This is a genomic window from Agreia sp. PsM10 (assembly GCF_030433855.1).
In the GTDB taxonomy this organism is placed as follows: Bacteria; Actinomycetota; Actinomycetes; order Actinomycetales; family Microbacteriaceae; genus Agreia.
Map to the genome: position 1 here is coordinate 99200 of NZ_JARUXC010000013.1, position 12613 is coordinate 111812.

15 protein-coding genes and 1 pseudogene are annotated in these 12613 nt (G+C 61.2%); 10 read left to right on the forward strand and 6 right to left on the reverse strand.

What is annotated here, in order from left to right; all coding sequences use genetic code 11:
- The first annotated feature begins 52 nt into the window (after positions 1-52).
- Genes QCD70_RS15225 through QCD70_RS15235 form a run of 3 tightly spaced genes read left to right on the forward strand, consistent with a single transcriptional unit; the run spans position 53 to position 1715 of the window.
- On the forward strand, positions 53-451 hold the full coding sequence (locus tag QCD70_RS15225; protein ID WP_301217765.1) for a hypothetical protein: 399 nt from the start codon (positions 53-55) through the stop codon (positions 449-451).
- Complete coding sequence (locus tag QCD70_RS15230; RefSeq protein WP_301217767.1) at positions 448-690, forward strand: hypothetical protein; 243 nt, start codon at positions 448-450, stop codon at positions 688-690. The genes QCD70_RS15225 and QCD70_RS15230 overlap by 4 nt, the downstream gene beginning before the upstream one ends.
- Positions 687-1715: a zeta toxin family protein gene (locus QCD70_RS15235; RefSeq protein ID WP_301217769.1), complete on the forward strand. Its 1029-nt coding sequence runs from the start codon at positions 687-689 to the stop codon at positions 1713-1715. Before QCD70_RS15230 ends, QCD70_RS15235 begins: the two co-directional genes overlap by 4 nt.
- A gap of 4 nt (positions 1716-1719) precedes the next feature.
- On the opposite strand, the gene QCD70_RS15240 is transcribed toward QCD70_RS15235, so the two are convergent.
- Complete coding sequence (locus tag QCD70_RS15240; RefSeq protein ID WP_301217771.1) at positions 1720-3291, reverse strand: polysaccharide biosynthesis tyrosine autokinase; 1572 nt, start codon at positions 3289-3291, stop codon at positions 1720-1722.
- A 218-nt stretch (positions 3292-3509) separates the two neighbouring features.
- Here QCD70_RS15240 and tatA point away from each other — a divergent pair, with 218 nt between their 5' ends.
- Genes tatA through QCD70_RS15255 form a run of 3 tightly spaced genes read left to right on the forward strand, consistent with a single transcriptional unit; the run spans position 3510 to position 4934 of the window.
- A complete protein-coding gene (tatA, locus tag QCD70_RS15245; RefSeq protein WP_301217774.1) occupies positions 3510-3761 on the forward strand; it encodes a Sec-independent protein translocase subunit TatA in 252 nt (83 codons plus the stop codon).
- Between the two features lie 50 nt (positions 3762-3811).
- Positions 3812-4570: a twin-arginine translocase subunit TatC gene (gene tatC, locus QCD70_RS15250; RefSeq protein WP_301217776.1), complete on the forward strand. Its 759-nt coding sequence runs from the start codon at positions 3812-3814 to the stop codon at positions 4568-4570.
- Between the two features lie 31 nt (positions 4571-4601).
- Entirely contained in the window at positions 4602-4934 is a 333-nt protein-coding gene (locus QCD70_RS15255) for a twin-arginine translocase TatA/TatE family subunit (protein ID WP_301217778.1), read from the forward strand.
- Positions 4935-4936: 2 nt separating this feature from the next.
- Here QCD70_RS15255 and QCD70_RS15260 read toward each other — a convergent pair whose 3' ends face one another.
- The 4 genes from QCD70_RS15260 to QCD70_RS15275 all read right to left on the reverse strand — a co-directional run bounded on the left by QCD70_RS15260 (position 4937) and on the right by QCD70_RS15275 (position 7862).
- Positions 4937-5497 (reverse strand): TetR/AcrR family transcriptional regulator, encoded by a 561-nt coding sequence (locus QCD70_RS15260; protein ID WP_301217781.1) that lies wholly within the window; start codon positions 5495-5497, stop codon positions 4937-4939.
- A gap of 100 nt (positions 5498-5597) precedes the next feature.
- A complete protein-coding gene (locus QCD70_RS15265; RefSeq protein ID WP_301217784.1) occupies positions 5598-6566 on the reverse strand; it encodes a MauE/DoxX family redox-associated membrane protein in 969 nt (322 codons plus the stop codon).
- Positions 6563-7435 (reverse strand): AraC family transcriptional regulator, encoded by an 873-nt coding sequence (locus QCD70_RS15270; protein ID WP_301217787.1) that lies wholly within the window; start codon positions 7433-7435, stop codon positions 6563-6565. Before QCD70_RS15270 ends, QCD70_RS15265 begins: the two co-directional genes overlap by 4 nt.
- A 211-nt stretch (positions 7436-7646) precedes the next feature.
- Positions 7647-7862 (reverse strand): hypothetical protein, encoded by a 216-nt coding sequence (locus QCD70_RS15275; protein WP_301217789.1) that lies wholly within the window; start codon positions 7860-7862, stop codon positions 7647-7649.
- A gap of 221 nt (positions 7863-8083) precedes the next feature.
- Here QCD70_RS15275 and QCD70_RS15280 point away from each other — a divergent pair, with 221 nt between their 5' ends.
- The 3 genes from QCD70_RS15280 to galU all read left to right on the forward strand — a co-directional run bounded on the left by QCD70_RS15280 (position 8084) and on the right by galU (position 10174).
- Positions 8084-8872: a hypothetical protein gene (locus tag QCD70_RS15280; RefSeq protein ID WP_301217791.1), complete on the forward strand. Its 789-nt coding sequence runs from the start codon at positions 8084-8086 to the stop codon at positions 8870-8872.
- A 17-nt stretch (positions 8873-8889) separates the two neighbouring features.
- Entirely contained in the window at positions 8890-9186 is a 297-nt protein-coding gene (locus QCD70_RS15285) for a hypothetical protein (RefSeq protein ID WP_301217793.1), read from the forward strand.
- Between the two features lie 112 nt (positions 9187-9298).
- A complete protein-coding gene (gene galU / locus QCD70_RS15290; RefSeq protein WP_301217806.1) occupies positions 9299-10174 on the forward strand; it encodes a UTP--glucose-1-phosphate uridylyltransferase GalU in 876 nt (291 codons plus the stop codon).
- A 782-nt stretch (positions 10175-10956) separates the two neighbouring features.
- On the opposite strand, the gene QCD70_RS15295 is transcribed toward galU, so the two are convergent.
- Positions 10957-11604: a helix-turn-helix domain-containing protein gene (locus QCD70_RS15295; protein WP_301217796.1), complete on the reverse strand. Its 648-nt coding sequence runs from the start codon at positions 11602-11604 to the stop codon at positions 10957-10959.
- A gap of 474 nt (positions 11605-12078) precedes the next feature.
- Between QCD70_RS15295 and QCD70_RS15300 the strand changes: the two are divergent.
- Positions 12079-12613 (forward strand): annotated as a pseudogene (locus QCD70_RS15300) (hypothetical protein); the annotation flags it as partial.

Sequence of the window (12613 nt, forward strand, 5' to 3'; positions counted from 1 at the left end):
GTTTTCGCATTGGCCGGAACTGGCCGCGTCGCGCTATCTGGCATCCACGCGGATGCTCATCGCGATCGCGGCGATCGGCGTCGGGCTCGTCGGCCTGGCCGTGGTTTTATCGGCAGCGTCGGGAGCCACTCTGGCCGTCTGTTCCGGCTCCGTTCCCGAACTCCTGAAGGCCACGGGTCTCGCGCTGATCGTGCTCGGCGCATGCTGTCTCCTCGTCGCGGCAACGACCAAGGCCAAGCCTCCGGGCCTTTCGGGTCTCGCGTCCGCGACGCTCCGGGTGCTCGATCCCGTGCGCATCCTGGGCACAATGACCCTGCCCTTTTATGTGCTGCACATAGTCGTTCTGGGGGTCTGGGCTCATGTTACCGAGGTCAGCGATGCCCCCTGGCCGCTGCTGCTGAATTGTGGGCCACCGCCGATCGAACATCCAGCTGTAGACTCAAACACATGATGTTCCCTAGCGACACCGTGGTCGACTACGAGGTCATGCGCGAAACTGCAGGCAACCTCGTGGCCGCTCTGATCGGAGCCCTGCCGCGAGGCGACGAGACTTTGTGGCGGGACGAGGTTGCTGCAGAGATCAGGCACATCGACACCCGACTTGGCTCCGTCAGGGTGCATGACACCGCGGGCGTGCTCGATCGAACGGCCGAGTTCAGTGTTCGACTCAAACAGGTGATGGCGAGATGACCACGATCTCCAGGCGCTACGAGCTCCAGGCCACCGAGCTCAGATCGATCTTCGACGAACACATCAGACCACGCTATTTCGCCGACTCGGCCCCGCGGGTGCGACCGACCGCCGTTATCGTGGGCGGGCAGTCCGGTTCCGGCCTCGCCGCCGCGGCAACGATGTTCCGCAGGGCCTACCCGCCGTCCCGCATGCCTCCAGTGATCGGCGACGAGGTGCGCATCTACCATCCGCGCTACCTCGAACTGACCGCGACGCAACCGGGCCTCGCTGTCGAGGCGACATCTCAGGCCGCCGTCGAGTGGGCTCGGATGGCTGTCGACTACGCCGCCGCTCACGGGTTCAGCCTGATTCTCATCGGTACCCTGCGCAAGCCCGGCATGGTTATCACGGGACTGCGGCGACTTCACGACGCGGGCCTCCACACTCAGCTGTCGCTGCTCTCGGTGCAGCCCCACGTCAGCAGGTTGGCCACCGTGCAACGGTTCGGCAGAGACCACCGGCGCACCGGCCTGGGAGTGTGGACGCCGCTCAGCTTCCACGAGGCGGAGTACGCAGGAGTGGAGCACGCCCTCTCGGGAAGAACGCTGGAGTCTGTGTGCGATCGCCTCAGCATCTACGACGGTGCCGGCGCCCTGCTAGTGCACTCAGATGCGACGGCCGTTCGGGCCGGCGAGGCGTTGACGGCCATCCACCAGGGCAGGTCAGCGCGGTTGTCGCAGCCCGCCGCCGAGGCCTGGTTGCGCGAGCTCCACATCGAACTGAAATACATGCAGCATCTCCACGTGTTCTCCGACGAGATGCCGCTCATGCTGAACAGGCTGATTCTGGATGCTCACAGCGTGCTTCTCCGGGCCCATCCCGTCGTCGGCGCGGCCCGGAGCACGGCCGTCGCCGCACTGTCCGACGCGATGAGAACCCTGCCCACTGAGGCGGCTGAGGTGGTCCACGCGGATCCCGCGCCGACGCTCCTGCGCCCGCGACGTCGCGCCGGGCCGATCCAGGGGCTTCTCGGCACGGCCTAGCGCACTACTTGGCGGCGACCTTCGACGCGGCCCTCGTCGTTGCGGCCTCGGGTGCGGGGCCCTGCGCCGTCGCGTCCGTCTCGGGAGAGGCGGTACGGTCGGTTTGTGCCCGGCGCCCTGGCTTTGGCATGAATGGCGGCAGATCTGCGATCTCGGGCGGCAGGGCCGCCGGGCCGGCGGTGGAGGCGTAGTCACCCTTGTACTGGTAGCCGTAATAGGCCCCACTGGCCCGACGCGGGATGCGGTTGAGAATGATGCCCAGGCATTTGGCCTGCACGCGCTCGAGGTTCTGCAGCGCCTTGCCCAGCGCGTCGATGGTCGTCTTTCCCGACGAGGCCACGATGAGCGCCCCGTCGGCGCGAGCGGCCAGAATCGCAGCATCCGTCACGGGCAGGAGCGGTGGTGCGTCGATCAGAACGATGGCCTTCTCGGCGAGATCGTTGAGCAGGCTCGCCATCGCGTTCGAGCCGAGCAACTCACTCGGGTTCGGCGGCAGCGATCCCGCGCCCATGACCAGAAGCCGACCTGTGTCTCCCCACTCCTGGAGGACATCCGAGATCTCGGCCCGGCCCACCAGCACGTCGGTCAGCCCGACGCCGGGCAGCAGGTTGAACGACCGGGCGACCGTGGGTCGTCTCAGGTCGCCGTCGACCACCACGACCAGTCGGCCCGACGCGGCGATGGTGATTGCCAGGTTGGCCGCCATGGTCGACTTGCCGTCGCCGGGAAGGGAGCTGCTGACGACGATGATGCGAGGCGGGTTGTCGACGTTCATGAACTGGATGTTGGTGCGGAGTTCGCGCATCGCTTCGGCAACGGCATCGTCATCGGTTTTCCGAGTGGCATAGTCGGACGAGCCTGATTGGCCCACCAGGCGATCTTCATCGGTGAAGTGCTTGTCGAAGGGCACGGCGCCGACGACAGGGATGTCGAATTCCCGTTCGATGTTCTCCACGCTGCGGATGCGTCGATCGAGGGTGCGACGAATGAAGGCGTATGCCACACCGAGGGCCAGGCCGAGCACGAGACCGATCTCGAGGGCGAGGGTGGTGTTGGGCGACGACGGCGACGTCGGCAGCACCGCGCCGTCGACGGGTTTGAGTTTGACCACAGACGTGGCTGCTGCGTTGGCGGTGTCCGAGTTCTCAAGCTGTGATACCTGTTGAGCGAGTCCCTCTACCCACGCCTCGGCGAGATCCCTTGCGGCCTCCGGGCTCGATCCCGATGCGCTGATCTTGAGTGTCGGCGTGTCGAGAGGGTTGGTAACGTCGATGCGCCCGACCAGCGACTCGGGCGTGCCTTTGAGGCCGAGCTTGTCGATGGCGTAGACGGCGACGGCACGAGACTTCGCTATGTCGAGGTAGGACTTCGCACGGGAGATCGCGTAGGTGTTTCCCAGGCTGGCCACCGCGAGCTCATCGCTTGCGCCCGTATAGATGAAGCCCGTCGCGTCGGCGGTGTACACCTTCGGCTGAACGAGAGTCCAGCCGAAGGCCACGATGCAGCCCAGCAAGGTGGCGGCCACGATCGCCATCCAATGCACGCGAAGTACGCGCAGGTATCCGGATAGCTCCATCGAGGCCCTCCAAGGCGTCACGGTGATTCGCAGGGTGTATGTCAAGACACATGCATCTCGGCTGCTGAATCATTGATTTCTCGACTAACTCTACATAACGAGTTATCTTTTCAGTACATCTCGGTTTATAGTAATCAAACCGGGGGCAGCTGATGCGTCGATGTGGCGCAGGTACTTGTCCCCTTCGCCATTTATCAAGGAAGCAGGACACGACCACCATGATCGGAAACCTCCAGGGCTGGCACCTCATCATTATTCTTGCAATCGTTCTGCTCCTCTTCGGTGCGCCGAAGCTGCCGGCGCTGGCGAGAAGCGTGGGACAGTCCATGCGCATCTTCAAGGGCGAGGTCAAAGAACTTCAGAAAGACGATAAGGCGACCATCGACGACAAAGCTTCGAGTGGTGACTCTGTCGACGCTGGGCTTGTGAAGGTCGACGAGAACGTCACAGAGCTCAAGCACAAGGGCTAGATCGAATGGCTCTACGAACCAGGGGGCGGGAGAAGAATCGCACTGGAACGATGCCGCTTGCCGCTCACCTCCGTGAGTTGCGCAAGCGGCTCTTCCGCTCCGCACTCGGCATCCTCGCCGGTGCCGTAGTCGGTTGGCTCCTCTCGGAGCCGCTCCTGCATGCGATGAGTGCGCCCATCGCATCCATCACGGCCGTTGAGGGCAGGCAGAGTTCGCTCAACTTCACGAATATCAACGAGGCGTTCGAACTGCGTATGCAGATCGCCATCACCGTGGGGTTCGTCGTCTCGGCGCCGATCTGGCTTTATCAGGTGGCCGCCTTCTTCATGCCGGGGTTGTCTGGCAAAGAGAAGCGGTTCGCCCTCGGCTTCGTGCTGACGGCCGTGCCTCTGTTTCTCGCCGGCTGCGCCGCGGGTTGGTTCGTTCTGCCGAACATGGTTCACGTTCTGGCGAGCTTCGCTCCAGCAGACACGACCTCGGTGATCAGCGCTCGCACCTACTACGACTTCGTGCTCAAGCTGGTCGTGATCGTCGGCGTAGCGTTCGTGGTTCCCGTGCTCCTGGTGATGTTGAACCTGGCTGGCCTGCTCAGTGCGACGTCGATATTGAAATCGTGGCGAATAGCTCTGCTGGTCATCGCCCTCTTCACAGCCATCGCCACGCCGCCTTCAGACGTCATGTCCATGTTCATGCTGGCGGTTCCGATGGTTGCTCTCTTCTATGCGGCCGCCTTGATCGCCTGGGTTCACGACAGGCGGCAGAAGAAGAAGCTCGACCGGTACGAGGCCGAGTTCATGGCCGCCATCTAATAACAATCCCCTTCGCGGAAAGGCACCGCTCATGTTTGGCCTCTCGTTCGACAAATTGATCATCATCGGTGTGATCGCGGCATTGATCATCGGCCCGGAAAAGCTTCCGGGATACGCTGAGATGCTCGCGCACTGGGTGCGGCGCATCCGTGACGCCACGAACGGGGCGAAGGCCCGTTTAAAAGAGGAGCTAGGCGAAGACTTCGACGACGTCGACTGGAAGAAGTTGAATCCGAGGCAATACGACCCGCGGCAGATCATTCGCTCGGCGCTCCTCGAGGACAGCACATCTCCTACCGCGCCGCAGCGGCCTGAGTCTGACCCGTCAGTGCATGTGAAGCCGATCGTCAGTGACGTTCCCTAGCCTCATGTCTGCGGTTCGGTGGTTTTGTCTGCTCCGAGTAGCGCGATACCCAGGGCCACCTGCGACTCGATGAGCTGACGTGACGCGGACTTGCCGGTTTGAAGCTCGGCGAAATAGATAGGCCCGACGATCTGTGCAAACCGGTCGGCCGTGACGGGAGCAACTGTCGCCCGAAACAGATTGAGGCGTTGCTGCTGCATGTCTTTCAGTTGATCGAGGGCGTTCTCATCGGCAGTGGCGGCGAAGTGCGCAGACGATGTTTCTGCGATCTTCGGCAATCGCTGCTTCAGGTGATCACGTATCTCGCGTAAAAAGAGCTGAAGTCGGTCTTCCAGGCTACTATCTGTGTGCCGTGATTCAAGGGCTGGCAAGGCTGAGTCGGCAAGAGCCTCGCTGGTGAGCTCTTCAATCGTCTGCCAGTGCACGTACAGCGTACGACGCGAGATCTGTGCTTCGCGCGCCAAGCTGCTGATCGTCAGGGGTTCGGAGCCTTTTTCGGCAATCATCGCGCGAGCCGTGGCCAGCACATGAAGGCGGGTTCGTCTAATTCTAGGATCGGTCACTCCAAGAGAATATCGAATAGCACTATTTAATGCATTATGAGAACACACATACATCAGCATTCATATACACCATTAAAGATTGTATCTGGAGAATTGTAATTTAGATATCAGGAGGCAACAGGGCCAATATGGCGGGCGGGCCCAACACCGGGCCGGTCTCAAGGCGACCGTTCAAGCCCAGCACGACGGCACTAGGGGTGCCCACGATTCCAAGCTTCTCCTGTGCTGCAATGACCGCGAACACGCTCACACTCTGGAGACCGGGGTGATCTACCTCGAACACGCTGTGGGCTGTACCAACGACTGCGAAGATCACTCCGATCCGCGCGTCCATAGACAGTGCGAATGGCGTCAACTTGCGGATCACCTCGTCGCACGAGGAGCATCCCGATCTGACGAACACCACGAGCTGAGGCCGCAACGCGGAAAGGTCCTCGAGTCGGAACACGGCGCCTGTTGACGTCACGACCTCGGCTGGTGGTATTCGCCCATCCGCGGGGCTGGAAGCTGGGACACCGGCGGTGGCGGACATCCGGCCTACCCCCGCGATGGTGCGGGAGTACAGTCTGCCGACGTAGAGGGTTGTCGCCAGAACCAGCACGATGGCCCATCCCCTGTCCGAGGGCGAGAACTTCATCAGCACCGATCTCACGCTGTCGATGCCGAAGCACGCACCCATGAAGCTGACGCTGGCAATCACGAAGAAGAAGAGATTCCGCCATACCAGGGTCCATCCGATGGGACTGTTTATGGCCGCTCCGAAGCATCCGCAATCAAACTCGTCTCCGCGATTCACGGCTCGAAGGACGAGCAGCACGTATGCCGCCATGAGGAGCTCGGCCGCGGCGGACGCCGCAAGGTAGGCGGGGCCTTCGGCGAACAGCAGGCCGAACGCCAGCAGCAGCTCGAAGGCAGGGAAAGCCGCGGCCAGGGGAGCGCGCATGAGGAATGCGGGAAGCCTGAAGTGTTCGAACGACGTCAGCGTCGCCTGGACGTTGCCGATCTTGGTGAGCCCGCCGAGAAGCAGAATGACGGTGGTGAAGATCGGAAAGACGATCACCATGGTCATGTGGTGTCGACCAATCGCAACGCCTCCCGCATGGATCGTGTGCTGCTGAATCCGGCGGAGCGAGCCACGACCGCCAGGTCGGATCGCGACGACCCGGTCACGGACCGGAGCTTCTGTTGCGCGAGCCGCGCCCGTGCAACTCGAATCTCCACCAGCGGAGAGGTGCCAGCGACTGCGAAGACTCGCTGCAGTTGTCGCACCGAGAGTTTGAGCTCGTCAGCGATCGATGCAACGGTCAGGGTCGATTGGCCTGCGCCCGACTCGATGATCTCGAGCGCCCTGTTGTAGAGGCGCTCGTTGGGCGGTATGTTCGCTAAATCCTGGTAATTCTCGTTCGCTCGCAACGCGGCGAGAGTCAGATGCTCGAACGAGTTCCTCAGTGAGATGCCTGCGATGCCAGCCGGCACCAGATTGATGCCTAGCGCAGCGTTCGCCGCCGCGACGAGAAGTTTCAGATAAGGCGAGGCGCCCAAGACCTGGCCTAGGGCCGGGTCGGGCTCGAGCGAGTAACCGATCGAGAACGAGTCGTCGAGCAGAACCTCGATGCGCGCCGACGGCTCATTGCACTCAATTGTGTAGTCGGGTGATTTGGGGAGAAGTATCGCCTCGTTGGTGCTTGCTGTCAGCTCGCGTGCGCCGTCGCGAACTGTGATGGTGCCTTCGATAGCGATGAGCAGCGAGAGAAGATGAGCATCGTCGTTCTGGGTGCTCCCCCTGCGGTAGAGGGTGGCCGATGTGTGCCAGATTCGCGCCAAGCCGAAACTGTCGACCACGACCGAGTCGGCAAACAGTCGGAATGAGCCTGGGGAGTCTGTTTTGTACCCTCTCGTCTGCATCCACTGTCGGGCCGGCAAGTCGGCCAGTGCCACGCCGTAGTCCACCAACGATGTGCCCGAGTTGCGAACGGGCGCTCCGCGTTGCATCATGTTTCCTCCCGAAGACTGGCTCAAAAAATGCCTTGAATAAAACAACACGAGTTATATGAGACTGTATGCGTTTTCGAGATGCTTTGGTAGAAGGGCGACGGCATGGCGCAATGAGATTCTGGCGATCTCGGTCATGTGTGAACTCTTTCGTCGGTCAGTCGGGTGCCGACAAGGTGCCACCGTAGCTGGAGATGAGCTTCAACGTGAATAGGGCGGTGGCGATAATAACGATGGCGTAGGAGATGCTGAGAATGGCGATAATCTGGGCGCGCCCTCGCCCGCCACGTCGATCAATGCGCCCCAGGGCGATCCAGCCGAAAACGATGCCGCCAAGGGGCCCCGAAACGAACCATGCGATTATGGTGATCACGGCCAGTGGATTCCACTGATCTTTCTCGAGTCGACCGGGTCGCACCGTGGGTACGCGGGGCGGAGAATGGCGAGTGAGTGCCTCAATGGGCTCTGTGTTGTCGCGCTCGTAGCTCACATCAAACCTTCTAGGAACCCCGCCTGCTCAAAATAAACAAGAGCAACTGTACAATACAGAACGTATCAGAGATACTCTGCTCTATTAGGAGACTAGGAGAATTCGTGATCGTTCTGCAGGCGATGGAGACGAGGGTCGGTCTGGTCGTTGTCGGTGCGCGTTCTTCCGACGTCGTGGGGATCATCGAGGAGGCCTGGCGCTGGTGTCTCGTGGATGCCGTCGGTGAGGCTCCTGACGTTGTCCTGACGGTCGGAATCGGGGTCGAGTCCGATTTTCCCGACGAGCCAGGTGTGGTCGTGCGACAAACTGTGCCCGATTTGATGGCGGCGCTCACTCCTCGCGTGACGATTGAGGCGATCAATGCTCAGGCGGGGCACCTGTTGATGCTCCACGCCTGCGGCCTCGCGCATCCTGAGACCGGGGCGGTCGTGGCGCTTGTGGGTCGATCGGGTATGGGAAAGACGACCCTCGCGGGTGTGTTGGGAAAGACCATGGCCTACGTCAGCGACGAGACCGTTGGCATCCGCTCTGACTTCACTGTCGCGCCGTTCCCGAAGCCGTTGTCGCTCAAGCGCCCGGCGCCCGATATGACCAAAGACCAGAAGTCCCCGCTCTCGCTCAAGCTTCAGGCCGCCGCCGTGCCTCTCTGGCTCGGCTCCGTTGTGCTCCTGCGCCGAGACTCATCGCTCTCGACGCCCCCGAGAATCGACACCGTTCCTCTCTTGCAAGGGGTCATGGAGTTGACTCCGGAGATCTCGCATCTGCCGCAGTTCGACCTTCCCCTTCAGATACTCAACGCATTGGCCTCGCGCGTCGATGGAATCAAGCAGCTGAGCTATCGTGAAGCCTCATCCGCTGCGCCGCTGGTCAGAGAATTGGTCGGGTTCAGTTGATGCGTGTCAGGGCGGTTGTGGCGACAGATGTGCTGGTAGATGGTGCCGACGCCATCGTTATGGTGGGTGATCGGCTCACCCTCGTATCGGGTATTGCTGTGGAGCTGCTGAATTTTCTCAGTGAATGGCGGTCGTTCGACGAGGTGGTGAGCGCGATCGTTGACACTTTCGGGCAGCCAGACGGCAATGCCGATGTTCTGGTCGACAACGCGCTCATAGAACTGCACGACGCCGGACTGATTATCGTGGAGACAAAGTCGGTCAGACCTCTGAGGCTTGACGCGTACTTTCCACAAGTTGCCAGCCAGCTCTGACGTGGTCGACAAGCCCCAGAACTTCGTGTTAGAAAGCGTGATTGTGTCAACCACAGACAAGACCACCGCCCTCGGCGGAGAACCGCAGTCGACCCCTCGCATCACTCGCGTGATGAAGGCTGTTCTTCCCGCTGCCGGATTGGGAACACGATTCCTGCCCGCGACCAAGGCGCTGCCGAAGGAGATGCTCCCCGTCGTCGACAAACCGGCGATCCAGTACGTCGTTGAAGAAGCCGTGAAGGCAGGGCTCGACGACATCTTGGTTGTCACAGGCCGTAACAAGCATGCGCTGGCCAACCACTTCGATCGTGTCACCGAGCTCGAGGCGACTCTCGAGTCGAAGGGTGACGGCAACAAGCTGCGCATGGTCAACGAGGCCACCGCGCTCGCTGAGATGCACTACGTGCGGCAGGGCGATCCTCGGGGGCTGGGCCATGCCGTGGCGCGCGCACGCATGCACGTCGGGCACCAGCCGTTCGCTGTTCTCCTCGGCGACGATCTGATCGATGCTCGCGACGAACTCCTTTCGCGCATGATCGAGGTCGCAGAAGAACGCGCCGCGACCGTAGTCGCGCTCCTCGAGGTCGACCCGTCTGTCGTTCACCTCTACGGTGTCGCGTCGATCGAGACTATAGACGAAGACGATGTCGTGCGGGTCACCGGCCTTGTCGAGAAGCCATCCGTTGAGGATGCGCCGTCGAACTACGCCGTCATCGGCCGTTACGTGCTGCAGCCCGAGATCTTCGATGTGCTGGAAAAGACCGAGCCAGGCAAGAATAACGAGATCCAGCTCACCGACGCACTCGAGACCCTCGCGGCCGACACCTCGATTGCCGGCGGCGTCTACGGTGTCGTCTTCCGAGGTCGCCGCTACGATACGGGTGACAAACTCGACTACATCAAGGCCATCGTGCAGCTCGCGAGTGATCGCGAAGACCTGGGTGCAGATCTCCGCCCCTGGCTCAAGAAATACGTCCAGGGCCTCTGAGAACGACAGATGCCAGGCCCTGCATATTCGAGACGGTGAGTCGAGCGTTAAGCGCGAAGCCGGCAGGGTTGAGCGCGAATGCGACTGATTCGCCTATCTGATTTGTTTTCGGTCCATCGCTAGAGAAAATGTTCCTCTCGGCCGCACATTTGAACACAATGTGGCATATCTATCAAATAGAAGAGGAAAACAAGCCATGCCGTAAACGGTGACGACGACAACACGCTGAACAAACCCTCCTGGGCGCACCCCCGCCGAACGCCGCAGCCTCGTCCAAGGTGCCGCCTGGGCCATCCCCTTTGTCGCGGTCGCTGTCGGTGCATCCTTTGCTGCGGCATCGCCCGCGCCGACCCTCGCCTTCGCGAAGGGGCCTTAGGACGTAGCCGCGTGCGGAACCCTGACGGATGTCACCCTTCTTCTGTCGACCAACGGCACAACGCCCGACCCCGGCAAAGTGATCACCGTCACGGCAAGCGGTGATGCGAAAACGGCGATCACCGGTTCCCCGAACAACACATTCCCGGACGTACCTCAAGGGACCGAAGCAGTGGGCTGAGCCCCTTACCTTACGCAGGATGGACAGCTCTGGTACGGAAACAACGCAAATGTCGCCAACGGCGTTACGTCCGCAGTGGCGCAACGCTCAGGTCAAGGTGATTCTGTCGCGTATATGGCGAACGGAGTTGCTGCGGTGGCCGTTGCTGGGTGTTTTCAAGCACCTTCAGCGCGGTTTCATCAGATGCGGTGGCCGGTCCGATTCGTCGGGCTGGACACGCAGCTGTTCAAATGCGGTCTCGCCGGAGTGCGTCTTTCATGACGCGGACGGATGGGAATCCTGCGCGGTGGGCGATTGAGTTGAGTTCGTCGAGCATGGAGACCTGGCGTCCGGCTAGGAGGTCGCGGGCGATGGTCGCTCGTCGTTGTCTGAGGAAGGTGAGTGGGGTTGTGCCTGCTCGCCGGAAAACGCGTTGCAGATGGGATTTGGAGATACTGAGCTCGTTCGCGATCGCATCCAGTGTTAGCTGGGGGTCGGTTGCCTGCGTCGAAATCAGATGGATCGCGCGTTGATAGAGCTGTCTTTCGCCTGATGATCCGAGTGAGGATCTCTGCTCGTTGCTGCCGATGAGGAGTGCGATCGTGGTGTACTCGATTGACAGTTTTACGTACGCGAACTCGTCTGTAGACGGTTCGATGTCAGAGTTCAGCGTCGATGTGATCTGGCTTGCGAGCATCTCTCGCAGCGAGGGCCGCGATTGGAACACCGCCTGGTTTTGGTCAAGAGTCCACGCGAACTGGCGCGGGACGCTCCTGGTCTCGATCTGCATCAGGGCAATAGGTGTGTGCGACTCGAACTCGATCGCTTCGCCGTGGTCGCGTCGCACCGCATATCCGCCGTGCAGCCGGCTTTCCTGATTGCCGAATCTGATCATCGCGTCTCCCTCTATTACGAGGGTGAGTTGAGTGGTGCTGTGTGCCACGGGAGACCAACTTCCGAAGGCTGCGGACATCCATTGCCTTCGTACTACGAATCCGCCTCGACGCACTTCGTCGGCATAGAGCTGGAGGGGACCGGTTCCGCCCGGAAATGCCCAGCCCCTTCTCTGCAGCCAGGTGGTGGCGTCAGCTCCTGTGAGGGCGACATGTCGTTCAGTCCCTAAGGGATTCACCGAACCGCCTTGATGGATTAGTGGTGTCGCATTTAAGTCACCTTATGTCGTATGTGAGATATTGCATCAATACAAGCAGAATCCAACGTTGCGTACCGCGCATAAAGAACAAAAAACGTCAGACGCGCATAACCCGTACGTCAAACGCTTACATCGGACGCAAAACCAGAATTGTCGCCGCGAAATCTCGAGACTCATGTTCGTCATCAGAACTTCAACGACGTTAGGAATCCTCGAATGATCAACAACGACACGCCCGAGACGGGCGCGATTCACACTGGAGCGGACGGCATCCAGCGCCGCACGATCATCGCCGGGGCGGCCTGGACCATCCCCGTTGTCGCGGTCGCCGTCGGCGCACCCCTCGCCGCCGCGTCGCCCTCGCCGACCCTCGCCTTCACGAACGGGCCCTACGACGTAGCCGCGTGTGGAACATTGAAGGACGTCACCCTTCTTCTCACCGCGAACGGCACGACACCCGACCCCGGCAAGATCGTGACGGTCACCCTGCCATCCGGGCTCACATGGTCAGACGGAACAACAAACCCCAAAGTCCTCACCACTGATGCCAATGGCAACATCACCCTTTCGGGGATCAAGGCCAAGGGCGCCGCCGGCAACGTCTCCATCGCAGCAACCAGCAGCACCGGACCCCAGACCTCCGCCGTCGTTACCGTCACGGCCGCGACAAGCAACGCATATAACGCAACCGATAAATCTGCCGGGGTGCTTCGGCCGAACGTTCCGGCGAACTCCACGCCCATTGGAAACG